The sequence below is a fragment of the Acinetobacter sp. YH12131 genome (assembly GCF_013418635.1).
GTDB lineage: Bacteria > Pseudomonadota > Gammaproteobacteria > Pseudomonadales > Moraxellaceae > Acinetobacter > Acinetobacter towneri.
Genome location: NZ_VPBQ01000001.1, coordinates 473,908 through 499,356 on the forward strand (window position 1 = coordinate 473,908; position 25,449 = coordinate 499,356).

The following is a 25,449-nucleotide window of genomic DNA, read 5'->3' on the forward strand; positions in this document are numbered from 1 at the left end:
TGTGTACGGACACGACACACCTTGTGGGAGAAAGTTGAACGATGGGTCAAATGAAGATTGTGTATTATACTTGAATTCATTAGCATGATGCCGAATTGTTTGTATGGGCGAACCGATATGTTGAAATTGAAAACACCTGTAATCCTGCTTGCTTCAATGTTATGCAGTAGCCTGTTATTGCAAGCGTGTAGCAATGACAACAACCCGCAAAAAACAGTAGAAATTAAGCCTGCGCCAAAACTCACCAATGATGCGACTGTGTATGCGCAAGCCGCGTGGGAATTAATGAATGAAGTTGAGCCGTACGTGTATCGTAAACAGCGTAACTTAATTGAAGATAAAGTCCGCAAACCTGCCCGTAAATTAAGTACCGACTGGCGTATTAATGTCAAAATGACCGACTCTGTAACGGAAGGGAAATATGCGCTGTGTCGTAAGGCTTTGACCAGTTTGGAAATTTGGGCACGTGCGACGATTGACAGTTCAAGCAGTCTTGCACAAAAACAAGCTGATTATGAACGGGATAAAAAACAATGTGCTGATGCTTTGGCGCATCCTGAATTGGGCAATACTGACCCGAAACAAAAGGGCAATGTGGTGCAGTCTTAATTGAGGTTGTTCTGCATTAATGTGATGCGGAATCGCCCATAAAAAAACCTCGATGTAAGCATCGAGGTTTTTTTATTGAATCAATGCTCGGCTGTAAGCATTGTTCTAAAACTAAACATAAAAACAATTAAACATTAAAACGGAAGTGTAAAACATCACCGTCTTGTACGATATAAGTTTTACCTTCCAAGCGCCATTTACCTGCTTCTTTTGCACCTGCTTCGCCGTTGTATTGTACGAAATCCTCATAAGCAATACATTCTGCGCGGATAAAGCCTTTTTCAAAGTCAGTGTGAATTACGCCTGCTGCTTGTGGTGCAGTTGCACCTACTTTCACTGTCCACGCGCGGACTTCTTGTACGCCTGCAGTAAAGTAAGTTTGCAGACCTAACAGCGCATAACCTGCACGAATCACTACGTTCAGCCCTGGTTCTTCCATACCAAGAGCTTCTAGGAATTCTGCACGGTCTTCATCTTCAAGTAATGAAATTTCGGCTTCAATTTGGTTGCATAAAGGCACCACAATCGCATTTTCTTCTGCAGCAAGTTTTTTGACTGCATCTAAGTGCGGGTTATTTTCAAAGCCATCTTCTGCCACGTTCGCAATATACATGGTTGGTTTTAAGGTTAATAAACCAAAACCACGAACCAATTTGCGTTCATCGTCATCTAAATTGGCTGCACGTGCAGGCTTGCCATCATCCAGTAAAGGTTGGATTTTTTCTAAAACGGCTTTGGTCGCTACGGCTTCTTTATCGCCACCTTTGGCAGATTTTGCTAAGCGTGTAATGGCTTTGCTCACCGTTTCTAAATCGGCCAACGCAAGTTCGGTATTGATGGTTGCAATGTCATCTAATGGGTCAATTTTACCATTTACGTGAATGACGTTTTCATCTTCAAAGCAACGAACTACATGCGCAATCGCATCAGTTTCACGAATGTTGGCAAGGAATTGGTTACCTAAACCTTCACCTTTAGATGCACCTGCAACCAAACCTGCAATATCCACAAATTCCATCGTGGTGGGTAATACACGTTGCGGATTTACGATTTCCGCCAATTTGTCCAAACGTGAATCTGGCACAGGTACAATGCCTGTATTTGGCTCAATGGTACAGAACGGGAAGTTTTCCGCTGCAATTGCAGCTTTGGTTAAAGCATTAAAAAGCGTAGATTTACCAACGTTTGGCAGGCCCACAATACCACAATTAAAACCCATGAATAACTCACAACGTGTTATTTAAAAATTAGGCACGATTTTACATGAAAGGGCAGATAAAGTCAGGTCATCGGACAGATGTTTCTCCAATCTAGCGTGCTTGATGCTGTACGTTGAATTTCTTTTCGGAATTGATTTTGAATTGCTGACTGTTTCGCCTGAATTTTGAATAAAAAGTACATTGTAATTATAAGAGGCTATGACTAAAGTATGACAAGCACAGTATTGATACTGCTTTGGATATCAAAATTTTAAATATGGAGATTTTATGCGCATCTTATACCAGTTTCCTTTGTCTCATTTTTGTGAGAAAGCTCGCTGGTTATTGGATCATAAAGAGTTAGATTATGATGCGCAAAACTTAATTCCAGGCGTGCATCGCGCTTTTGCCCAATTAAAAACAGGGCAAAATAAATTACCTATTTTACGTGATCAAGATCGCTGGATAGCAGATTCGACTCAAATTGCTTTTTATCTGGACGATGTTTATCCCGAACATGCCTTGTTGCGTAGTGATGCCGAACAATATAAACATGCATTGGCGATAAATACTTTGGCTGATGAATTGGGCCAGCATGTGCGTCGTTGGGGATTGGCGCATGCATTATCTGAAAGTGAAGAACCTTTGGAAATTTTAATTGGCGAAAAAGGCTATTTGCGTCAATTTTCTAAATATTCCAAGCCAATTATTAAAGCCTTGGTGTCTAAGGGCTATCAGCTCGATCAAGATAAAGTTGCAGAATCCAAACAGCGGATGGATGAATTAATTGTCATTTTAAATCAGCATTTGATTGATAATTACGGGCGTTATTTTGTGGGTGAGCGTTTAGGTTTAGCCGATATTTCAGTGTGTTCGATGCTTGCACCTATTTTGGAAATTTCTGGAACGCCGTGGGAAAAAGAACATGATGAAGTGATTTCTGAAGAATTTAAAGATTATAAAAAATATTTGCTGGATTTACCTTTAGGGCAATATGTTTCTCGTATTTATCAAACTGAGCGTAATGCACGTGTAGATTGGCGCGGTATTTAAATGTTATCGCCTCAGATAAAATACGCGCAATCTGCGCGTATTTTTTGGATACTGATGTATAAAAACCTAAAACCAAGGATTAGAACAAAGAATTTAAGTTATTCAAATCAAAAGTCTGTACCAAATTTGGCAGGGTAGCTAAATCAAATTGAGTGTCTGATGTGCCACCAGTTAAATTGCCAAATGCATCGCCTAATGCAGGGACTAAGCTATCAATATTGATCTCTGAACTGGTTGTAGATGACGCACCTTGCAGTAAGTCGCTGATGTTAAAATCTGAACCAGAAATTAAGTTGTCAAAACCATCACTCAAGCCATCTAAGCTGAAACCACCAGTTGTATCTCCAGTCAGATTATTTAATAAACCACCTAGATCAAAGTCACTTGCAAGCTGACCTTCAGGATTAAGCAACGCAAGAATTGGTTCTAGAGCAGCGATATCTAGACCACCTAAATCACCACCGATGTTACCGCCAATTAAGCCGCTTGCCAGTTGCGCAATTTGTGCAATATCAAGATCGCCATTGCCTTGCATTAAACCGCCTACTAATTCAGCAATGACCGCGATATCCATACCGCCTAAACCGCCACCGATATTGCTGCCAATCAAGCCACTTGCCAGTTGAGCAATTTGCGCAATATCAAGATCGCCATTGCCTTGGATTAAACCGCCTACAAGTTCAGCAATCACTGCGATATCTAGACCGCCTAAACCTCCACCGATGTTGCCACCAATCAAGCCACTAACCAGTTGAGCAATTTGAGCAATATCAAGATCGCCATTGCCTTGGATTAAACCACCCACCAGTTCAGCGATAGCACCAAAATCCATACCGCCTAAACTGCCAGTATTGCCGCCAATTAAACCACCAACCAGTTGTGTGAGCGGCCATATCGAGGTCACTATTACCCAAAATCAAACCGCTGACCAATTGAGTAATTTGAGCAATATCAAGATTACCCGTATTACCACCGATTAACCCACTCACTAATTGGGTGAGTTTCGTAATATCTAAATCACCTGCATTGCTGCCAATCATGCCACTGAGTAAATTGGTGATGGAAGCAATATCGAAGCTACCGCCATTGGATTGTGTTAGTTTGCTAATTAAGCTGGTGATATCTAACTTGGTATTTGAGCTTGAAAATTGGCTAATTAGATTGGTTAGGCTAGAACTATCTAAGCTGCTGCCAGAGAGTAAACTTTTTAATAAAGAATCTAAGGTAGGTGTGGTCGAGGTCGAACCAGTCAGGCTGCCAAGCAAACCAGAAAAGGTATTGCTTAAAGAGCCACCACTTAAGAGTCCATCGAATAAAGAGCTGGTCTGAGTTTCTACGGTAAATACAGAGCTAATTTTATTTTCAGCAAGCTTAGAGATTTAAAAGCCATGACGATTCCTTGTATTTATATTGGTTTTGTTGTGCTGCATTGTGCTTATTGTCGAGCGCATCTGTTTTAATACATTTCTATACACTTGTAAAAGATAGACGGTCGGGATTGTGAAAATTTATGAGTAGAATCGTTGTTTTGTTGAGTTTTTTAAATTTAAAAATTTGAAAATCAATAAATTAGAAAGCTGTTCCGTTTGTCTGTTAAGTTGCTCAAAACGATAAGCGGTGATCTGTTGAATCATAAACATTTTGCTTTAATAATGGAAAATAATTTTCGATAAAGATGCTTAGTCTGCAAAATAATTTAAGTATAATGGCAGCATGAGTTTAAATTTTATCTGATTAGATTGAGTGCTTGAAAAATGGAATTAGATCGCTACGATAAGCATATTTTAGAAATTTTAAGCAATGAAGATGTCAATTTGAATGAACTTTCCGAGCGGGTTAATCTGTCGGTAAGTTCGGTGCATCGCCGTATTAAAAGTCTGATCGATCATAAAATTATTTCAGGTTTAAAGCGTGAAATTAATTATCAAAAACTGGGCTTTAGTTTGCATGTGTTGTTGCAGGTGTCTTTGAGCAAACACGATACCGATATTTTTGCTAAATTTTTGGATGAATTGGAAAGTATTCCTGAAGTGATACGTGCATTTTTGGTGACGGGACAGACTGCAGATTTTATTGTAGAGGTTGTGGCACGAGATATGGAAAATTACAGCGAAATTTTATTAAAACGGATTGGTAAAATTGAGCATGTGGCAGGTTTGCATTCTAGCTTTGTGATTAAAGAATATGATGTTTTAAACTGTCATGGTTTATTAAATAAAGTTTAATTTATTAGAATCTTAGAATTATTTTGACTGGATCTATAAAAAAACGCACGAGAACGTGCGTTTTTAGGAATTGCAGTTAGACCGATTATGCGTCTAATTGTGCTAAAACTTCATCAGAGAATTCAACGTTGGTATATACGTTTTGAACATCATCTAAATCTTCAAGCATATCAATCATTTTCATAATTTTTTTCGCTTGATCGATGTCTGTAATTTCTGCTTTGGTCGATGGACTCATAACCACTTCAGCATTGTCAGATTTCAAACCTGCTGCTGTTAGCGCATCTTGAACTATACCAAAAGCTTCTGGCGTAGTAATAACCAAAATGCCATCTTCAGACACTTCAATATCTTCTGCGCCAGCTTCTAAAGCCACTTCCATCACTTGATCTTCTAAAGATGAATCTTCAAATGAAATTTCACCACGTTTGGTGAATAGGAATGCTACAGAACCATTGGTGCCTAAGTTACCGTCAGTTTTAGAGAAACAGTGACGTACATCTGGCACGGTGCGGTTTAAGTTGTCTGTCATGGTTTCTACAATAACCGCAACACCACCTACACCATAACCTTCATAGGTTACTTCTTTAAGATCGTCGTTATCTTCACCGCCTGCACCACGCTGGATGGCACGGTTAATGACGTCACGTGTCATGTTAACTGAAAGTGCTTTTTCCACAACAGCACGTAAACGAGGGTTACTTGCCGCATCTGGACCGCCGAGCTTTGCAGCAGTTGTTAATTCACGAATAAATTTGGTAAACAACTTACCACGACTAGCATCTTGTTTGGCTTTACGATGCTTAATGTTGGCCCACTTGGAATGACCCGCCATGCGAACTATGCTCCTTACAGATTGGCAGTATGCCTATCAAAATTGCGCCCATTCTAACATAAGCCCTTTTTTTAGATAAAGGGCAGAGTTTTAGGTTTTTTAAGTGTTGCTTTGAGTTGTTTTTGGCTCAGGAATGACAATATCTAAGCCCACTTGTTCTTTATATAATTGTTGGATAAGTGCCATATCGTGATCTAAATCTGTCGGATAGATTTTGCCAAAAATCCCACCTTGTTTGGTTTGTGAATTGGCATACATTAAAATGATAGGCACATTGGCTGCTTTGGCAATATGCCAAAAACCCGTACGAATTGGCTTGCGGGCTTCACCTGTTTTTGCGCGAGTTGCTTCGGGTGCGATGACCAAATTGAAATGTTCATTTTGATCAAAAAGCTCGACCATTTGCGACACGATATCTTTACTAGATTTACGGTCTACTGGAATGCCGCCGACTTTTTTTAAAATAGGTTTAAGTGGCCCTTTAAAAAGCTCTTTTTTGATTAAAGTATGAATTTTAATATCATAAATTTGGAATAGAGCAAGCGAGAGGATTGCATCCATCATTGAAGTGTGTTCAAAACCGACGATCACTTGTTTATTTTCGAGGACGTTGGGTTCTACCTGATATTGCCATCCTGCAAGTTTGAATGCGGATTCGCCTATAAATTTTTTCAACATAGATGTAACAGCTGATGAATCTGGAAATGCATAATTTCTGCTTGTTTTATATAAGAGTCAACAGAAAATTGTTTGAAATATAGCAATCTCAAGTGATGCAGTTGATATAGCGTTATATCTTTTATTGGTTTTAACTCTAAATACTTTGTTTTTAATATTAAAAATATATGAATTGAGAGAAATTAAGTCTTAAATTGAGCAAAAATGCACTATTCAAATGATTTGTAAATCATTAGACTTTGGTCGTAATTAGCTATGATTCTATTCATCATTTCACTATTCCACGCATCATGGAAGGATACTAAAGTGGCTTATTTGACGACTTTTCTTGTGGCATTGACTGTGTTGTTATTGGTCTTGGTATGGTCAATGTTTGAGTTGTTTTTAGAAGTGCGTAAAGAGAAGCGTTTAAAGTTGCATCGGGCAATGTTTCGGAAAGTGAAGGTGTAGTTTTTATATTTCAATAATAATCAAATTCGTCTGCTGACTATCTATACAGCAATTTCTGAAAATGGCTTGTGTTTTTAAAAAATCTTCGCTAGTATTCTTTGCGCTTGAACTTGTTGAAATATAACAAATTCAATTATAGGGCCTATAGCTCAGTCGGTTAGAGCAGCGGACTCATAATCCGTTGGTCGACAGTTCAAGTCTGTCTGGGCCCACCATATAAAACAACCACTTAGGTGTACTAATCCTAAGTGGTTTTTTTGTTTTTGTATTCTAGTAAGCAAATGGTAAGCAGCTTAAATCAACATTATTCTTAACTGGTTTTGTTGTATAAAGACTTGAAAAATAGAATTTCCTGTAGTTACTCAAATTTAAGTGACAACATGGGTATGGAGGCGATCTAATTCTGGCATGGCTTAATCACAATTTAAGTCAATACTTTGAGATACGAATTATGATGTATATGATCCCATTTTTTAGATCAGTTTATTACAAGTTTCTACGTAAGCGTCCGCTGAACCTCATAGTTATTTTTTAATTAAGTTAGATTTCCAGCAGTGTGGTCATAATTCATCTAGTCGGAACACTTTATGTGTTGACAGCCTTTTTAGCATATCACTTAAATAGGCATAGGAATCCAATCCCTTCAGCTTTGCTGACTGAATGAGGCGTATCATATTAGCCGCTCACTTACAACTGCGCAGCGAGTCAGTAAACAACCAGTTCTTACGCCCCAAGGCCTACGGACACATCTGATTTTCGATCCCTTACGAAGTAATGCTTCTTAGGTTGATTGGTAAGTTACCATCAACCAGATAGCGGTAGAGTGCCTGCCAGCGTTTTAAGCTGTAGTTGATCGTTCGAACAGTTAGAGAACTCGATAGCCGCGTTAGATGGTGTTGGTTGAGCCATTAATACAGTTGTTGCATGATCGGTTGACTATGTTGTTGACAGTAGTGGCATGAATCCGCTGATTGACAGCGGTTTCATGCAGCCACCGGCCAATAGGGGGCCATTGGTAACAATCAACATCTAACAGTAAACTCGAAGTCTTCAAGCTTGCTTTTAATAACACAATAAAGCTTGATTTGAGGTATCCATTAAAGCGTTCAACTTTATCTTGATTTGTGCAGAGTAGCGCTTACATATGCTGGGGCGAAAGCCATATTTTTTAGCACAGTCGAGCAGTTTAGGGTTTCAGTATGGTGACTGGTTATAATGTTGCAAGATATTCCCTTAAGATCGATCCTGACCTTTCCTAGATATCCAAGCTCTAAAATTTCTTGGTAGAGTACAACGGCAGGAATCCATTCAGGATAAGGAGTATTTACGCGTTCAAGAAAATAAGGTTTATATGAGTCAAGAATACTTATTCTAGGTTGTAAGCCGATACTGTAGTGTGGACTTTTGCTGTAAATATTTACGCACGGTATTTTTAGATTCCGCAAGTTCTCAACTCATTACCTTAAATAAACCTTGTTTATACAGTGTTTAAACTGTAACTTCTTGCTCCAAAGTTAACATATTTGAGCAGTTCCAAATGACTACTATATTAACTTAGTGGCAGTTTTTAAATGCCGTTATAGGGATATTTTACACTGCCGCTAAAATATTATAATTAAACCCAATTGATATATTAACTTAACCTATTGAGATGTTGTCATAATGGGGTTAATTAATTGTATGATAAATTTTAGGTATAAGCTTATTCATTAAGAAATTGTACTTTTAAATAATCTGGTTTGAGCACCATGGCAAAAAAATTCTGATTACTAAATGATAATTAAAATTATGTGTTTAATATAATGGTTTTTTTATAAAATTTCATTTACTCAATAAGATTGTGAATATTTTTTATTAGTTTTTAAAAATTATAAATTTATATATTTTATTGATTGATATTTTAAATTTAATAAGAAAGTGGATAATGAATTGAGATTTATAAGGTGGTTATGTGTGGTAATTCTTCGGAATTGAGTGGTGTTGAAGATAGATGTGATTGACTGTCCTTAAGAAGGTACTCGTTTGACTTTTGTTGTTTCATACTTTTTTTAAAAATATCTTATATAAATCAATATTATAATTGTTTTGTTAATTTTTAAAATTTTATTTAGTAGTATAGGATCATAAAAAAATCAGATATATATATATAAATTAATTAAAAAATTTAGTTTTATGTAAATGTATTAAACCAGATATCTTAATCAACATGAAACATAAAGTTAAACAAATTACTCAAGATAGATTATTGCTATCTACTAGTGAGGCTGCTCGTTTATTAGGGTATGCAGAACAAACATTACGTAAATGGGCATTGTATGAAAACGGACCAATAAGTCCTATTAGGCATGGTCGCAGTCTTCGATGGAGTAAAGCAGAAGTCTATAAATTTGCTTGTGTCAAAGAAGAAGTCTAGAAAAATTGAGATAGTTTTTCATGCTATTGGCGTTCACTCTATTTAGAGGTAAAAAGCACACAATAACAAGAAATACTATCTCATCCATAAAATTTATATACCTATTTTTTAAGAAATATCATCAGCTTAAATTGGATTTAGATTTAGGCTCTAGGCTTGTCATGCTCAAAAAAAGTCTTAATGAAATTTTTATAGGGTAGGATTTGGAGTTAATAATGTCCAAAAAATATTCAAAATCAAAGCAAAAAGTCAAACATCGTAGTACGAGTCACTCGAAGATTGTGGTTGAAAAAACTCAATTGGACATACTTAAGACTGTACTTAATCAAACTGGCTCTAGTGTAACCCTGCAAAAGAAGGTCCAAGGCCAAATACTTACTTCAATTGCAAAACGAATCAGTGACGATCTTGAATGTTTTAAAACAGCATGTGCTTATTTACCGGATTCGATCAAGCAAGATCAGAAGGTTTGGGTTGAGGCTCAAACAAGTTATGTTTTTTGGTTCGAGCTTTTTCATTATTTAAAAAGTGCTTCAATTAAGAAGGAATCAAGAAATTATTTGTTTAACAGGATTTTTGAATATTTAAACCAAAAAGATAAGATGGAAATAAGGTTTTATATTAATAAGGAGGTGTTTAAAAAACGTGGATATTCTAATCATGAGAAATTATATAAAAGTGATTTTGTGAAATTTTTTAAATTGCCTAAGAATTTCAATGAATATTAAGAGTTATTTTGGAGTTAATTAAAATGAGTGAAATTTTAAATCAGGAAGATCTTGAAAATTATTGTAATGATTTTGAGAAAAAAATTTCTGGATATAGTGAAAGAATAGCGGTTTTAAATTTTGAGTATGTTCAAGATTTTCATTTGAGTTTTATAGATAAAGATAGTTTTGAAATTCTAATAGATCGCTGTGAGATGTTGTATTTTAATATTTGCAGATATCAGCAAAGAACTAAATATAAGCATATATTGGGGTTTTTGAGTGTCTCGATGCTATGCAATAATTCTAAAAAATTAAATAATGGTACTCGAATTGAGATAAATAATAAAACTTTTGAAATTTTAAATTATGTAATGTTTTTGTCTGGATTGCTTTTGAAGCTTGATGATTCAGAATTAAAAGTCCAACGAATAAACTATACATTGTACTTATTACTTAGAGTGGTGGGTAAAAACTTTGATAAATGTGTAGATGATGTATTAACCAATCTTGTTTTCTATTTTAGAGCAATTATAGATGTTGATCCATTAAAGCTTTCGAAAAAAGAATTTAGTAATTATGCTAAACATCACAAAGACCGAACAATTGCTACTTGTCTAGTTTTCAATGCACAGAAAAATAATCAGATTGAAAAATCATTAAATCGCTATTTAGATGAATATAGGGTGGCTGTTGAAAATCTCTACTATGATGAAAAAGTACAGGTGAATAGAAAAAAAGCTCAACCCTCACTTGAGGAAACAGAGGTTTCTATTTTAAGTTTCATTGCCCCACCTTTGATCACAGAAGGCTTCTCGGATTATTCGGATGCTCGTGCAAAGGATGATGATGATGAAAATGAAGATATAAAAAAACGTGAATATGATTTTAGTCAAGATGAGAGTACACGCAGAGTATCCTCTTTTGTTGATCATCAAGTATTGCGTCGATACCTCGATCATGTACACGAACCGACTGTGAGTAATGTTTATTATATTGACCCACCTTTTTTGAAAGTTATTTATCAGGTCTTACATGACGAACTACAGAACAATAAAGACATAGAAAAATCTGCCATGGCTGCCTGTTTCTTAATGTCATTATGTACAGGAATGAGTGCTGTTGTCTTTCAATATATTGATTACTTTTTTGAAATTAAGAAATTAAAACATTCTTCTGGTCGTGATTATTATTTATGGACCGTCGATGCCGATGTTAATAAAAAGTTGGAGGGAGAAATTGCAAAAAAAGGAAATAGGCAGAATAAACATTCCAGTTGGACATTCCAAATTCCTGCAATGTGGATTGATCGAATCAAAAAAGCGCAACTAAGTGGCTATACAAACACCGATTTTAATCAGTATTTGAAAGAGTGTTTCTTTGGTTATTGTATTGGAAATCTATCTGTTACTCATATCGCCTCGCAGCTTTCATTTCATTTACATCGAATTTGTGAAGATGATTTACAAAAGAATTTTCTCATTGGTAAACAAGTTTCACATCAACCTGATCTGGCATACGGTGGTTTTTCTTATAAACAGTTAAATGATTCGTATGAGAAATACGTATGGCTTTGGTTTCAGAATAAACATGAGAGTCATGTGCTAGATCGTCCTCAATTCATTCAAGCTAAAAGTGATGAACGTGTAGGAAGTCAGCGAGCTTGGTCATTTAATCAGGCGAAAAAATTCTTAAATTCACTGAACAACCAGGTCATTGAGGTATTGAGGGATAAGAAATCAATTGAAGAACGATTTAATGCTTTCAGTGTCTGGATTTGGATTTGTTGTCTTTTATCCTCAGGAGCACGCCCAGCAATTGCTGCATCGAGTATCAAGGAGAACTATGACTTCATTACAGGCATAGTCTACATTCATGATAAAAATAGCCAATCACGACGTCATGGCCGCTTTTCACCACTAACTGAATTTTTTGCTAACGAATTAAAGCTTTATGAAAAATTCATTATAGACCTTATGGATTCAGGGATGTTAACTAAAAGTGAGGATAACTACTATCTTCATTATTGGAAGAAAAATGCAGGATTCATGAATATAAAAATAAGTCCTTTAACTCAGAAAGATGTGGCTTCTTACCTTGCACAGAACTTCCCTGAAATAGGGCCGTTATACCCCAATTGGATTCGACATTTTGTAAGAAATACCCTTGATTTGCCAGATGCAGTTTTCAAGTCATGGTATGCGCATGATCAACAAGGTGAAATTGGATTTTCTAAATCATCATCTTTACAGCCATATGCTTACAAAACTCAAATTCAGGATGCTTTAAGCAAGCTTTTTAAAGATCTTGAACTCATATCTGTGGGGATTTCTTTATGAATAATGAAAAATTAGAGAGATTTTCAAAATTAAAGCAAGAATTGGAATCTATGGCAAAGAGCATATTTGAAAGTATTTCAAATATGCTAGTTGAAGAGGTTGTGGAGCATAATTTAAAGCTTAAGCTTGACGATAAAATTAAAGAGAAGATATATAAGGCGAGAGCCAAAGTTAATAAATACTTCAAATCACTAAAATTGGATGCTGATGAGTTAAAAGCTGGATGGCAATATTGGTCAGATTTATGTGTTCAAAATAAACATGAGGTTGAATCAAAGATACAATGGTTGGCTGGTAATTATGATATACCACTGATTCAAACCAGCTCTTTCCCACCTAATATCAAAGATATTGAATCTACGCAAACTAAACTGCAGAGTGGAAGGGAATTACATGATTTTAAGCTAAAGCTGTATGATTTTTGGCAAAAGCAATTACCGCATTGGCTTAAGACAAGTAAATTCAATCCGTATGCGACATTCGAACAAAAACAATTTCTACTTCGTCAGTTCTTATTGGCTCTCATTTTTGACTGTGGATGTCGGACACGAGCTGATTTGCTCTCAATTTTAAAATCAGTGAGGGAAACATATTCGAATGATAGAGTTTCCCCATTTGAATTATCTGGTGGTCTTGTATCTGTATATGGTAAAGATATTTCAAAATTTGCTTGCTTATATAGTTATCCTCTAGAAAATTCGTCTTATGCAAATTTAATTTATGATGAAAAATCATACCAAGTTAAACAAATTTATCTGACCCCAATGAGTTTTTTGATGTTGATTCGACTTGTAAACGAGATTGAGTTAGAAACACAACCAGAAAAAAGACAAGTAGATCAAGAATTGGTGCAATTGATTGATTCTATAATCAATCTAAATAGGGAAATGTTAGATCAAAAAATCTTATCGGGCTTACAAGATGTAGATCACGAACATGCTGTTATTAAAATTTTTTCAAAGAATAGATATAAGCTTTTTGATCATTTAGATTACGTGCAATATTTTGGAACGAAAAATACATTAGATGGTTTTCTTATTGCTTTATCTAAGGGAGTTTTTAATTACTCGGCGCTTTCTTATTCATCCTTAAAAGCACTGGAAGGAATTGATAAACATCACAGTACTCAGACGTCTAAAAAAAAGAGCATCAATCAAGCTGTTGTAGATAATTTTTACTATACGGAATTGAAGAAGGCTAAGTTGGAGCAGATTCGAAATTTGAATACTGATTATCACTGTGCCGCAGATATTAAAAAGAGTTTAGTAAGAAACTTGGATGTTAATAACGTGAGTGTGAGTGAAGTTATAGCTGAATTTTCAAAGGATCTTAGCTTGCTTCAAAACAGTTATTCTTCCCAGCAATATAGCTCGTCAAAAGATATCGCTCTTGTTAGTGTTCAGATTGTGGTGATTACTTGGTATTTGGAGTGCCTGAAAGAAATAAAATCGATTGACTCTGGTAAAAATAAAAAAGGTATTAAGCTGAGTTCTTTAGATACCTATAAATCATCATTTATTGACGAACTTTTTCTATATGTTGTGAGTAATGATTTAGACCTTCAAGCCATAGATGAAGAAGAATTTGAAGAGATCTACAGTCATATTTTGGCTGTCAAATCCATTGGCGATCGTAGCAAGAAAAACAGAAAACATTCACAAAATGGGAGGGAGATTAAACATAATAGTTATGGGCATGCGGTAAGTAATCTAAAAAAATTTCACAATAGCTTAATACGTAATTTTGGTGCTCCTCGTGTTAATTATTTAGATCAACTGCAATCAACTGATTTGCAAGTGTGTAGAACGTCCTATGTTACTCCAGTAATGTTTAATCAATTTAAAAATTTAATAGCTGTCCAAACTCAGTTGACCAAAGACCAGAAGAACATACTTAAAGTCATTTGTACCCTTGCGTATAGAACGGGGCTAAGACTCAATGAAATTTTGGGATTAAAGTTAAGTGATTTAGCTATGATAAATTTTGAATATAAAACAATTGGTTACGATCCTCATTATTATTTTATCAATGAAAAACATGAAATTTGCAAAATTTTTATCCACAATAATTATACTCGTCAGATTAAAACCACTAATGCAAAACGGGGAATGTGCCTGGATCAATTACTGACTAAAGCTGAGTTAATGTCAGTTATTCATTTGATTAACAAAAAAATGAAGGTGCCTATTAATCAAAATACATTAGGTGCCAAAGATTGTTTGATTTTTTCTGAAGAGGGTGGGAGTATTTCACCTCGATCTGTGAGTCAATTGATTAAGAAGATATTTGATCAGTTATTGTTGAACCAAGGACACGACTATTCATTTCACAGCTTTAGGCACACTGCTGCGACTAATCTTTCCTTAATTTTGAAAGGAACAGATTCATTGATCAGGTCTTGGACTGATTATTCACCAGAACAAGTTCACAAAATTAAAAGCTATCTACTTTATAGTCTAGATCATGCTGATGTTCGTACTGATGTATGGAGGAAGCTTGCTCATCTTATGGGGCATTCTTCTATTGAAATGACGGTAAATCATTATTTACATTTTGGACCATTATTGGTTGCTGATGCGCAATGTATAGAAGAGAGTAAAGTATCTGCAAAAATAGTCAGAGCTTTATTGCCGGTTAAATTATTTAGTAAACAGTTAAATACATCGCAAGTGACAGAAAAAATTACTCTAAAAAGTATTGTAGAAAAATTGAATTCAAGCTCGAGAATAATTCAAGAAATGATATTTCCAGATCGTTTTATTACTTATGTCGCAGAGCAAGAGGTGATCGAAGAAGATCAAGACATGATGGTAAGACGTCAGCTTATGGCAAGCTTCAATCATATTTTGAACGCTCTATCAGGTAGAGAGGAGGATACTTTAATCAGTACAATAGGGAGTAAAATAGCTGTAAAACTCTATGCAAATCGTCACTTTCAACATAAGAAGGTTCAGAAATCCCCAAGTGCTCTAGATCGATTATTAAGGCATATAAACCGGAATAAGACAGCTAATTTATTAGTTGTTGAAAATTATCAGTGTTTCAATTGTTTAATGAGTGATAGCTTTGTACTTGATTACTTTCAGCGCCGTATACGATTAATTGATGCACGTATGGAAGTTTATATAAAGAGTGAAAAAGATTACCAGGAATTTAGTAGGTTCTTAGGCAAACTAGGAAAAGTGGATCCATCTGCATTTGATAAAAGAATCAGTGTTTCCAAAACTTGGAAGGAAGTTGAAGTAGAACTAAAAAAAGCGAAGAGTAAAAAAGGTGTGAATGTAGAAATTAAGAATAAGAATTTTAAGGACAACTCATGCCAAAAAATCTTTAGCACTTTATTTTTACTATGTGTATATCGTCAGAGAAATATGAAGCAGAGTTCTGGCTTGATTACATAGTTTTGCTAGTGTAGTCGCTATGTGAGGATTAGTAGATATGGCTTGTTTCCGAAAAATGTTAAATAATCAGAGTAGTAGATAGGAAATGGGCTTAAAAATATGAGGACTAAAACCATATGTTGAATTAAAAAAATCAGCATTTTAATCCTCATGTTTAATAGTATCGAATTATTCTACCCTTGATGATCGAATCGGTTTAAGCCGGATTTTGTTTATTTGAATCTGGCTTTTTTTTAGCAGATTAAGCAACAAACCTAATGATTCAATCAAGATTATTCTTTAGTTATTGATGGCTTTGTTGCATAAACATTCAAAAGCCGAATTTCCCCCAAGCCGTTCAAATTTAAGTGACAACTCGGGTATGCGGTCTACCTAATTCCGTGAATTTATTTAATACTGCTACACGTGCATGTATTTCATTGACCTGACTTTGAAAATGTCTTGCAGTCAGTCTATCCCCCAATAATTTGATGCAATGCATCTTGGTTTCCACCAAACTGCGACGATGATAGCTCGACCATTTTTTCCATAGTGTCCTGCCTAAATGTTTAACCGTTTGAAGTAATTCATTGCGCTCTAGTGAGTGAGGCTTAGTATCTTTCCAGGGTTTAGCATTTTTTCTGGGTGGAATCACCGCATGTGCATGCCGATCGGAAATTACCTGCCGGCAGTGTTTCGTGTCATAAGCCCCATCCGTATAGACCGAATCAATTTGCTCATCTTCAGGGATCTGATCAAGTAAATCCCCCAGCACTTGTGAATCGCTGACATTATTTGTCGTCAGCTGAACCGCACGTATTTGCAGGGTTTCAGCATCAATCCCAATATGTAATTTACGCCATTGGCGACGATATTCTGGCTGATGTTTCTTACGCTTCCATTCGCCTTCACCTAAAAATTTTAACCCCGTAGAGTCGATGAGTAGATGAAGTCCATCACTGCTTTTTTGATAACGAATTGAAATATCGATATGCTTTTGTCGTCTACAGAGCGTGGAATAATCGGGTGCGGTCCAATTTAAGCCACAGAGCTTAATAAGGCTTTGAACAAAGCCTGTCTCCATGCGCAAAGAGAGCCGAAATAGAGATTTCATCATGAGGCAGCATTGAATTGCTGAATCGGAATAGGTTTGATTTCGTCCTGGTTTGCCTGTTGATTGTGCATACCATTGGGTCGCAGGGTCAAACCAGATCGAGATATTTCCTCGATTGATTAAAGCTTGATTGTAGGAGGACCAATTGGTTGTACGATAAATTTTAGGTGCGGGCTTATTCATCTAGCAATTATATTGCTGAATAAGCTTTTAGCAGAGGTTTATGCAACAAAGCCGTTATTGATATTAAGATGACTGTACCTGATCTAATGTATTTAGACTTGGATTTGCATCAATTTCACGTTTTAATTTTTCTCTTAATTTTTTTTGATGATGTTTAGCTATAATAGGTATAAGAATAATATCGAGGATCACCCAGAAAATTAAAAGACCCATAAAAGTAGTACTTATAGTAGGATCAAATGTAGATGAGACAAATGGAAAAATAAATGTAAAAATTGTAAGTCCCAACATTAATAATCCAGACAGCCATCTACCTAGATACATTCTATGAATTCCTAAAATATTGAATAAAACTAATAGAATATATGCAATAGCGATAGATTTTTTTTGGTTATTGATCATCGTCTCTAATAAAATTTGCTTCTGTGTTTCATTATTCATGATAATTACCTGGTGGTGTTCTAAAAAGTATGCTTACTTAAAAAGGCGGCAACGAGGCACAATTCGGTTATATTTAAATGTGTGAAAATCGAAATAGAACTTCATTGTCCTCGATGCCAGAGTACAAGTATAAAGAAGAATGGCATTAAACGCGATGGCAAGCAAAACTACTGTTGCAAAGAATGTAATAGGCAGTTTATAGGTGATCATAATTTGACGTATTTAGACTGTCATTCAAATGCTGTAAAGCAAATTTTGTTCATGTTGGCTCGATGCTGTGGAATCCGTGATATTTCAAAAATCACAAGTTTTAGTATAGGTAAGATTCTTAAAACTTTAACACAGTCTAATTATGAAATTAAGCCAAAGCAAACTCACTATAAGTGCTTAGAAGTAGACGAGTTTTGGACATTTGTAGGCGATAAAAAGAGTAAACATTGGTTGCAATATGTTTACGATCGAAACAGTGGAGAAATCGTTGCATTTGTATGGGGTGGAAGAGATGCGATTACAGCACAAAGGTTAAAAAAGCGTATTGAAGAGTTAAACATTACCTATGATTGTATGTCGAGTGATCACTGGGAAAGTTTCATCAAAATATTTAAACCCGATCATCAAGGTAAATTTCATACGGTAGGAATAGAAGGCAATAATTGCCGATTAAGGCACAGAATTAAACGAGCAGTAAGAAAAACCTGTTGTTTTTCAAAGAAGGTATTGAATCATGTAAAAGCTTTCAATCTTGGATTTTTTTACATTAATCATGGGTTTGTATAGTGGTGTTAAAATGATCAGCATACATTTTGAAACACCACCAGTTTTTAATACCTTAAAGCTTATGATGTTATCTTAATGAGAGAAACTTAGAACTTCTTGAGTAAGTCCTCAATTGAGATTTCTTGTTCTACATAGAAAATACCATTTTGATCTGCTTTCATTTTTTTTAATGGAAATACGCTGGAGTTTATTGATCTCGAGTAGATCTTTAAGTATTTGATCTGCAATTTTATTCCTTCTATCATCTTCTGAATCTAAATGAATTGACATGAATTTCTCCTGGTTCATGGCGTAGAATCTAAATCATCAATCCTACAGGAAATTTGACATTAGAGTTGGATTGAATTGGTTTAATACGAGTATGACAATTTAAACTTCGATGATCAAATTTTCTCTAAACCCATTTTTTCCTTGCTCTTGTGGATAGCCTAAAGGATTGATCAATAATCTACATCCGTCGACTACAGCATCAACTGATGTATGCGTATGCCCTGAAATCCAAAGTTTAAAGCCTTTAACATCCAAGTCATTTATAAAATAAGGATTAAGGGCTGATGCAACAGGATGTTTACCCCAATACGGATCAAGACAGGCTAAATGAGGAGGGAAATGGGTAATGACGATTACATTGTCTAGCCCTTTAAACTGCATAATATTTTGATGATATCGTTGAAATAGTGCAATGTAGTCATCAGCTGTTATAGTTCGATTATCGCTACTTATCATGATTTGATCAAAATCATAAATAGATTGTTCAGCATCTTCTTTAAATTTTTGCAGTTCGTTAGTGGTTGTACGAGTTGAGTTGGAACGAAAGTTCGTAAACAATGTACCGCCAACAAATATTTTATCCTGTATCTTGATATGGTTGTCATCAAGCAGAGCATTTTGAGGATAATTTTCTCTTAAAAAGTCTACGACTAAATTGTAGTTTGAGCAGTAATAATCATGATTACCTAAAACAAAAATAAAGTTCTTATTCAGTATTTTACATTTTTCTGCAAATTCAATAGCACCACTCAGGCGATTCGAAAAATCCCCAGCGTGAATAATCACGTCAGCTTCATCTAGTATAGCATATTGAGAATTGTGGGTGTCTGATAAGATTTGCAGTTTCAATCTACTTCCTTTATTAAATCACGCTGCTCAAATATATAGAGTTTTATTCTAATCAGTTTACATCAACGAAATGTTGTATAAATTATAAGATACTCATCTGTATTCATAACCCTTAAAGAATATAGTTAATTTTTTGAATCAATTGATCAAATATTAATCATAAAATTTGACCAATTGAATTTATGCAAATAAGATAAAGATGTTACAGCAAAATCTGTGACCAGGCGTGGAAACCTGTTACTCAACGAACTAAAGAGTCGCTTTTAGTGGCTCTTTTGTGTCTACATGGCGCTTTTATGGTAAGCCAAGTAGGGCAGTCTTTGACTGGCCGTTTCGTTGAGCGGTATTTCCACACCCTATTTGGTTTGCCTCCATCTCGTGGAAAGGGTGTTGGCAAACAACAATTAATCAACGAGGCTTCAAATGAAAAATTATCCCATCCCTATTTTTATTATCTCTAGCAAAAAAGTACTTTTGAATTAATCACCTGTTTTAATTCTAACAACCTACTTAAATTTTAAATTAATGACTTCATAATTTCGTAATTACACGAGATATAGAGAAGTATTGCCTAGAGAAAATAAAATGGCCCGTACTAAGCTATTAACCAATATTATTCAAAGAAAAATGATGTTGCTTGACGAAATGTCGCACTCAAATCAACACAACAACTTTGAGTTATCACTTTATGATTTCGCTCAACATGAAATTCTAGATAAATTATATAAGGCAGATAATCAACGTTCCACAGAATGTTGGAGTCCTACTGAAATTGAGGAGTTCATTCTAGATTGTTTGAATGATCGTAATGTCAATTTATGCATTCGCTATTGGAAAGATGCTGCTGGCAATATTTATATCATCGATGGTGGGCATAGGATTTCAATCATTTATGCTTGGATCAAAAGATACTTTATTGATGAGCAGGTAGTTGGAGCTCCAAAATTCACGCCGTCACAAAAGCGAGATATTCGTCAGATTCGTCATCGATTAGGTGGATTAGCTGATTTTCAAGAGTTATGTAGTGATTCTGAGTTTCAGCAAAAATTAAAATCAACCAAAATTAATTTTATTGAAGTAATTGGGACACCTGAGGAGGCTCGGAAAGCCTTTTGTTCGATTAACTCAGATACGAAACGGTTAGATCCAGATGAGGAGTATCATTTACAGAATAGGGGGAGTGATGCTTTTTATGTGATTTATGCGTGTTGTTACATAAACGATAATAAATCCAACTTAGCTGAACTGAATTACGAGCGGATAAATGAAGTAATCGCTTTAGGTGAGCAAATTCACGATCATCTTTTTAAGATGATACTTTTAGAGCCAGATTTAGCACACGGTAAAAAAATAGGCCTAGTCAATGAACTCCTAAATATGATGTTTGGTGATGCTTGTCAGAATACTATCAGTATAGACCAAGGTCAGCGTGTAGAAAATTTAATACTAAAGCTCAGAGTTGTGCTGTGTCGTATCGCTACACCAGAAATTAGCATTGGAATTCCAAGTTTAGGTTTACACCCGAAACTATATTTTTATAAAGATAATCGATTTCAAGTTACATCCTTTTTGGCCTGGTTCTCTATCGTCTTTGAAATTGAAGAAGGCAGTTTTGAAATACAGAATAAGAAGTTAGATTTTATTGGTTTTACCCGAGCACGCCGTAGTGTTGAAAGTTTAATTGAAAAAATTCCTGTGGCGATCAAAGAAACTGTAGGTAAGTTTGGTAGCGGAATCAGATCACATGAGCGATTGAAGAACGTGTATCAAGCCTTTATCTGTATTGGACTAAATATGGATTTAGATTTTGAAGATGAAGTTTGTTTGAACACCGTCATTCTTTCGATGAGTCAATCATTTGATTATATTAATTTTAACGATTTTTACCTTGAACGTTTTGGTGGCGATTATGATGAAAGCATTGTTGATAATGTTGTGAGCTTTGTGAAATCAGTAAGACCATCAAAGAAGAAAAAACCTCTAAATTTTTCACTCGCTACCAAAAGAAATCTGTATCAACGTGAGGAAAAGAAAACATGGAGCTATTGCGAAGTATGTGATAGTGCTCTATACGTTAAATCGACTGAAGTAGATCATCGAGAATCGAAAGCAGAAGGTGGTTACGGCGTTTTAGAAAATGGAGCAATTATTCATCCTATATGTAATCGTTTCAAGTCGGATCGTACTTTGGAAGAAGTAAGAGCAGATTTATTTGACTAAAAAGATAAGGGAGCAAATGCTCCCTTATCTTTTTGTTTTTTAGTAGACTGGGGTCAGTGTTTAGCCTAAGCAACCAATATGAAAACAATAGACTATTACAACCAATACGCAGATCAATTTTTACAAGCCACGTTGTATGTGGATATGGAAAGCCTATACCAACCATTTTTAGCTGAGGTGCCAAATTCAGCACGGATCCTGGATTTAGGCTGTGGCTCAGGGCGTGACACTTTGGCTTTTAAAAATAAAGGCTATCAAGTTGATGCTATCGACTATTCTGAAGTATTGGTCGAACGAGCGAGCCAACTGACTGGTATCGCTGTTCAGCAGCAAAGTTTTTATGAGCTTGATATGCACGATGTTTATGATGGGGTATGGGCATGTGCCTCTTTACTACATTGTGCTCGTAATAGACTCCCTGATGTTTTAAAACGTGTTCATGCTGCATTACGCCGTGGCGGTGTGTGCTATATGTCTTTTAAATATGGAACAGCAGATAGAGTAAAAGGCGGTAGAGCATTTACTGACTTAAATGAAGAGCAGGCTCAGGAATTGTTAGACCAGTTGAATGGGGTTAGGGTATTAAAACAGTGGATTACAGTAGATCAGCGACCTGATCGACAAGAAAAATGGCTGAATGTACTTTGGAAAAAACATGCCTGACTTTATTCCTACTGCACAAGAACAACTTAAATTTCTAAAAAATATTCAGCTGATTTTACAGTCGGGTAGTTTTAGTAGCACCTATAAATTTGCATTGCTGATTAGCCTAGGCCGATTAGCTATTGAAAAAGGTGAAGATTCAGGTGAGAGTCTATCACTCGAATATACGGATATCGCTGAGAAGTTTATCGAGCTGTATTGGAAGCAAGCGGTACCCTATACCTTTAATGATGAAGGGCAGCTGATTTTAAATCAGAACAATGGTAAACAAGCTGCCATTGTGAATCGCATTATACAGCTTCGGCAAAGCTACTCTTCTTTGGGGTTATTAAGACGAGATTCATTGGTGTGGTTGAAGCTAGTTAAAGATGTCGCTCGCACTGTAAAAGACATGCCAGTCCGCTACTTGCAAAATATCAATGGTCAAAATTTTGAGTTTTTATATCAGCTTGATCGGTGTGGAAAGCAGCTCATCCTTTTGCCTCAAGTCATGTTTTGCTTACGACAGTTCAGTGAAATCATCGAAGAGCTTTGCCAGAAACGTTGGATTGACTATATCCGTAAGAACAGCAGCAATGCACCTATTTTGAATCAGTTGCCGAATCTTGAACAATTCATGTTTGAGCCGAGTCGGAACCAATTAAATGCTGTGGCTAATGTGTTGGTCGAGCTACAGGACTGTAAATGCTTCTACTGCAATAAACCGATGCGCAATGGCAATTACGCCGTTGATCATTTCATTCCATGGTCTATGTATCCCTCAGATACAGGTCATAACTTCGTGTTGGCAGATTCAAGCTGTAATTCTAAGAAAAGTAATCTACTCGCATCTGATGAGTTTTTGCATAAATGGCAGGAGCGAAATGAAGAGCAGAATTTGATTATTGTTGACCGGATATCAGTGCTCGGTTTTTTGACGGATAAAGAGCGGTCGCATAAGGTGGCTGAGTGGGCATATAATCAGGCTAGAGAAAATAATTATATATTTTTTAAAAAATAAAAATATAAATTTCAATCTCTTAAATTTTAACCAATAATTCTTTAAAAATATTACCTTGAGTACGATTGACATCGTATTAAAAAAGATCTAAATTCGAATAATGAAATATTGATCGTAATCAAAATACGACTGAAAACGTACTTGGAGGTATATATGGGTGATAAGAAGAAATTAATAGATATAGCATCTATTCAATCAGGATTGAGTGCTGCAAATCAGCGAGAGATGTCAGAGGCAAAACCAGGCTTTGTAGAAGTTGTTTGCTTAACTGGAAATAACCTATCGGAAAATGGGCTAGTGAAATTGAAAGACAGTGAGCTGAAAAAGGTTTATGTCGAGCAAAGCCGTTTGGAAGGTCATATATTGCAGGATCAAGACATTCTACTGATGGCACGAGGAACGAACTTTCGTGCAGCCCTATTGAAAGAATATCACTTGAATATTCCTAGTATTGCATCCCCGAATGTATTTGTGATTCGTTGTGGAGAGAAGATATTAGCTGAAGTACTAGTGAGTTTTATTAATAGTGGTCATGGGCAGGCATTGATGGACGAGATTGCAATTGGATCGACTGTACGCAGTTTATCTATTGCAGGTCTTAAAAATTTAGAAATCTCTATTCCTGAGATAGGACATCAAAAATTAATCACTTCTATTTTTTATGCAAATATTGAGGCTTTAACTCTTCTAGATAAGCTCAAAGTGCAACAGCTTATTGCCGTTGAAGCTAGTTTACAGCAATTGATGGTGTGAGGGGTTAAACATGAAAACGAATCAATTTGATTTAAAAGCACGTATTAAACAAAGCTTAGATGCGTTGCATCTGTTCCAAAAAGCAGAACATGCTCCTGAATTACTGACGTTAGCAGCTTATGTTTCTTTTGTTGATATCGAATTTGCTGCATCCTTCGAGAAGTTGAGTAAGGCAAAAGTAAAAGAAGAATTGCAGAAATTCTTACACCATTCTGACTTAAAGTTTGTTCATCACTTACTCTCTGATAAAGTTGAAGAGGTTGAATTTTCTATCTTAACTCGAACATTTATTGAAGCCTCTTCAGCTTATGATAACCAACAAGCATATGGCAAGGCACTTGCCCATGAGCTGCCAACCTTATTGTCTAATGAATTTTATTATGAGTTTTTTACGAGTAATGAAAATTTAGCAAACCTTGTTTTAGCGATTATTGATAGCCAACCTATTAAGCGTTTTTATGATGGGGCATGTGGTATAGGCTTAGTTGCATCGCAGTTAAATGCTGAAGAGTATTATCTACGAGATATTAATCAGTTACCGATTGCTATTGCAGAAGTAATTTTTAAATTAGCAGGTAAAAAACTGAATTGCCAACTTCAAGATTCCTTAACTGAAAACGAATTGTCCAACGAAGTTGATTTAGTTGTCACTACACCGCCATTTGGAGAACGAATTAATCCAAATGCAATAAAAACAACGCCGTATTTAAGACAACTATTTAAAGCCATGCCAACCAATGCCTCAGATAGTGCATGGATTCAGCAAGCCTTATATCAGTTAAATGATACAGGGAGAGCGTTTATCCAAGTTCCATCTGGGTGGTTGTTTCGAGGGGGCTATGATCTCGCTTTGAGAACTGAGCTTTTAGAAAATGATTGGATTGATACGATTATTTTGTTACCTAAAGGCTTTATGCAACATACCAAAATTGAAACAGTTTTGTTGGTGTTGAATAAGGGAGCAAAACAGCATGATGGGATCAAAATGATCGATATTAGTGACCATGTAAAACAGCGAACCGTTTTACGTCCTATCCTATCAGAGGAATCGATTAAACATATTGCGTCAGTATTCCATGGGCAAGATGATCCTGATATTTGTAAGATTGTGACGGTAGATGAAATTCGTTCAAAAGACATGAATTTGAGTTTCAATAAATATTTTATCAATGAAATTGAAGTCACAAGGTTTGATTTAGCGAAAGAGAAAGCGAAATTAGAAATGCTTGAACAGGAATATCAAGCAGCGAAAGTTAAGCTTAATCAGTTGTTGAGCCAAATTTAAAGGAGA

At 35.7% G+C, this 25,449-nt stretch carries 22 protein-coding genes, 1 tRNA gene and 2 pseudogenes; 15 read left to right on the top strand and 10 right to left on the bottom strand.

All coding sequences use genetic code 11. The annotated features are described in order from the left end of the window. The first annotated feature begins 117 nt into the window (after positions 1–117). The gene (locus FTU66_RS02320) at positions 118–609 is read left to right on the top strand and encodes a hypothetical protein (protein ID WP_026438320.1); all 492 of its coding nucleotides are present in this window, start codon (positions 118–120) and stop codon (positions 607–609) included. 127 nt (positions 610–736) lie between these two features. On the opposite strand, the gene ychF is transcribed toward FTU66_RS02320, so the two are convergent. Then, entirely contained in the window at positions 737–1,828 is a 1,092-nt protein-coding gene (gene ychF, locus FTU66_RS02325) for a redox-regulated ATPase YchF (RefSeq protein ID WP_004971435.1), read from the bottom strand. Positions 1,829–2,096: 268 nt separating this feature from the next. Here ychF and FTU66_RS02330 point away from each other — a divergent pair, with 268 nt between their 5' ends. Then, positions 2,097–2,861, top strand: a complete 765-nt coding sequence (locus FTU66_RS02330) for a glutathione S-transferase family protein (protein ID WP_004971433.1) — start codon at positions 2,097–2,099, stop codon at positions 2,859–2,861. A 79-nt stretch (positions 2,862–2,940) separates the two neighbouring features. On the opposite strand, the gene FTU66_RS13580 is transcribed toward FTU66_RS02330, so the two are convergent. Further along, positions 2,941–3,765, bottom strand: coding sequence for a hypothetical protein (locus FTU66_RS13580; protein ID WP_257222032.1), 825 nt, complete (start codon positions 3,763–3,765; stop codon positions 2,941–2,943). After that, positions 3,671–4,126: a hypothetical protein gene (locus tag FTU66_RS13585; protein WP_257222033.1), complete on the bottom strand. Its 456-nt coding sequence runs from the start codon at positions 4,124–4,126 to the stop codon at positions 3,671–3,673. The genes FTU66_RS13580 and FTU66_RS13585 overlap by 95 nt, the downstream gene beginning before the upstream one ends. Positions 4,127–4,615: 489 nt before the next feature. Here FTU66_RS13585 and FTU66_RS02340 point away from each other — a divergent pair, with 489 nt between their 5' ends. Next, positions 4,616–5,086 carry an Lrp/AsnC family transcriptional regulator gene (locus tag FTU66_RS02340; RefSeq protein WP_004971430.1) on the top strand — a complete coding sequence of 157 codons (471 nt, stop codon included), beginning with the start codon at positions 4,616–4,618 and terminating at the stop codon, positions 5,084–5,086. A gap of 85 nt (positions 5,087–5,171) precedes the next feature. Here FTU66_RS02340 and FTU66_RS02345 read toward each other — a convergent pair whose 3' ends face one another. After that, entirely contained in the window at positions 5,172–5,921 is a 750-nt protein-coding gene (locus FTU66_RS02345; protein ID WP_070155957.1) for a YebC/PmpR family DNA-binding transcriptional regulator, read from the bottom strand. 99 nt (positions 5,922–6,020) lie between these two features. Then, positions 6,021–6,599 (bottom strand): 1-acyl-sn-glycerol-3-phosphate acyltransferase, encoded by a 579-nt coding sequence (locus FTU66_RS02350; RefSeq protein WP_180112231.1) that lies wholly within the window; start codon positions 6,597–6,599, stop codon positions 6,021–6,023. 306 nt (positions 6,600–6,905) lie between these two features. Between FTU66_RS02350 and FTU66_RS02355 the strand changes: the two genes are divergently transcribed. Both FTU66_RS02355 and FTU66_RS02360 read left to right on the top strand, forming a co-directional pair. After that, entirely contained in the window at positions 6,906–7,049 is a 144-nt protein-coding gene (locus tag FTU66_RS02355) for a hypothetical protein (RefSeq protein WP_154320842.1), read from the top strand. A gap of 138 nt (positions 7,050–7,187) precedes the next feature. Then, positions 7,188–7,264, top strand: a tRNA-Ile gene (locus FTU66_RS02360). A 345-nt stretch (positions 7,265–7,609) separates the two neighbouring features. Here the strand turns inward: FTU66_RS02360 and FTU66_RS02365 are convergent. Together FTU66_RS02365 and FTU66_RS02370 are read right to left on the bottom strand one after the other, a co-directional pair. Beyond that, positions 7,610–8,014: pseudogene (locus FTU66_RS02365) on the bottom strand (transposase); the annotation flags it as partial. Further along, positions 7,999–8,534 (bottom strand): annotated as a pseudogene (locus FTU66_RS02370) (IS21 family transposase); the annotation flags it as partial. The pseudogenes FTU66_RS02370 and FTU66_RS02365, both read right to left, overlap by 16 nt. Before the next feature lie 721 nt (positions 8,535–9,255). On the opposite strand from FTU66_RS02370, the gene FTU66_RS02375 reads away from it, so the two are divergent. From FTU66_RS02375 to FTU66_RS02390, 4 genes are all read left to right on the top strand, one after another. After that, on the top strand, positions 9,256–9,462 hold the full coding sequence (locus tag FTU66_RS02375; RefSeq protein WP_010111312.1) for a helix-turn-helix domain-containing protein: 207 nt from the start codon (positions 9,256–9,258) through the stop codon (positions 9,460–9,462). A gap of 215 nt (positions 9,463–9,677) precedes the next feature. Then, positions 9,678–10,190 (top strand): hypothetical protein, encoded by a 513-nt coding sequence (locus tag FTU66_RS02380; RefSeq protein ID WP_010111314.1) that lies wholly within the window; start codon positions 9,678–9,680, stop codon positions 10,188–10,190. A gap of 23 nt (positions 10,191–10,213) precedes the next feature. After that, positions 10,214–12,508: a hypothetical protein gene (locus FTU66_RS02385; protein ID WP_010111316.1), complete on the top strand. Its 2,295-nt coding sequence runs from the start codon at positions 10,214–10,216 to the stop codon at positions 12,506–12,508. After that, positions 12,505–15,909, top strand: coding sequence for a site-specific integrase (locus FTU66_RS02390; RefSeq protein ID WP_180112232.1), 3,405 nt, complete (start codon positions 12,505–12,507; stop codon positions 15,907–15,909). The genes FTU66_RS02385 and FTU66_RS02390 overlap by 4 nt, the downstream gene beginning before the upstream one ends. 343 nt (positions 15,910–16,252) lie before the next feature. On the opposite strand, the gene FTU66_RS02395 is transcribed toward FTU66_RS02390, so the two are convergent. Continuing rightward, positions 16,253–17,185 carry an IS5 family transposase gene (locus FTU66_RS02395; RefSeq protein WP_180112233.1) on the bottom strand — a complete coding sequence of 311 codons (933 nt, stop codon included), beginning with the start codon at positions 17,183–17,185 and terminating at the stop codon, positions 16,253–16,255. A gap of 63 nt (positions 17,186–17,248) precedes the next feature. Then, positions 17,249–17,626, bottom strand: coding sequence for a TM2 domain-containing protein (locus FTU66_RS02400; protein ID WP_178319131.1), 378 nt, complete (start codon positions 17,624–17,626; stop codon positions 17,249–17,251). 81 nt (positions 17,627–17,707) lie between these two features. Between FTU66_RS02400 and FTU66_RS02405 the strand changes: the two genes are divergently transcribed. Next, positions 17,708–18,403 (top strand): IS1 family transposase, encoded by a 696-nt coding sequence (locus FTU66_RS02405; RefSeq protein ID WP_180112234.1) that lies wholly within the window; start codon positions 17,708–17,710, stop codon positions 18,401–18,403. Positions 18,404–18,772: 369 nt separating this feature from the next. Here FTU66_RS02405 and FTU66_RS02410 read toward each other — a convergent pair whose 3' ends face one another. Next, complete coding sequence (locus tag FTU66_RS02410; RefSeq protein WP_180112235.1) at positions 18,773–19,522, bottom strand: metallophosphoesterase; 750 nt, start codon at positions 19,520–19,522, stop codon at positions 18,773–18,775. Positions 19,523–20,107: 585 nt separating this feature from the next. On the opposite strand from FTU66_RS02410, the gene FTU66_RS02415 reads away from it, so the two are divergent. The 5 genes from FTU66_RS02415 to FTU66_RS02435 all read left to right on the top strand — a co-directional run bounded on the left by FTU66_RS02415 (position 20,108) and on the right by FTU66_RS02435 (position 25,443). Continuing rightward, positions 20,108–21,742 carry an HNH endonuclease gene (locus FTU66_RS02415; protein ID WP_168369582.1) on the top strand — a complete coding sequence of 545 codons (1,635 nt, stop codon included), beginning with the start codon at positions 20,108–20,110 and terminating at the stop codon, positions 21,740–21,742. A 78-nt stretch (positions 21,743–21,820) separates the two neighbouring features. After that, on the top strand, positions 21,821–22,405 hold the full coding sequence (locus FTU66_RS02420; RefSeq protein WP_180112236.1) for a class I SAM-dependent methyltransferase: 585 nt from the start codon (positions 21,821–21,823) through the stop codon (positions 22,403–22,405). Then, positions 22,398–23,405 carry an HNH endonuclease domain-containing protein gene (locus FTU66_RS02425; RefSeq protein ID WP_178319136.1) on the top strand — a complete coding sequence of 336 codons (1,008 nt, stop codon included), beginning with the start codon at positions 22,398–22,400 and terminating at the stop codon, positions 23,403–23,405. The genes FTU66_RS02420 and FTU66_RS02425 overlap by 8 nt, the downstream gene beginning before the upstream one ends. A gap of 153 nt (positions 23,406–23,558) precedes the next feature. After that, positions 23,559–24,158, top strand: coding sequence for a restriction endonuclease subunit S (locus FTU66_RS02430; protein WP_168418603.1), 600 nt, complete (start codon positions 23,559–23,561; stop codon positions 24,156–24,158). 10 nt (positions 24,159–24,168) lie between these two features. Beyond that, positions 24,169–25,443: an N-6 DNA methylase gene (locus tag FTU66_RS02435; RefSeq protein ID WP_168418602.1), complete on the top strand. Its 1,275-nt coding sequence runs from the start codon at positions 24,169–24,171 to the stop codon at positions 25,441–25,443. Positions 25,444–25,449 lie beyond the last annotated feature (6 nt).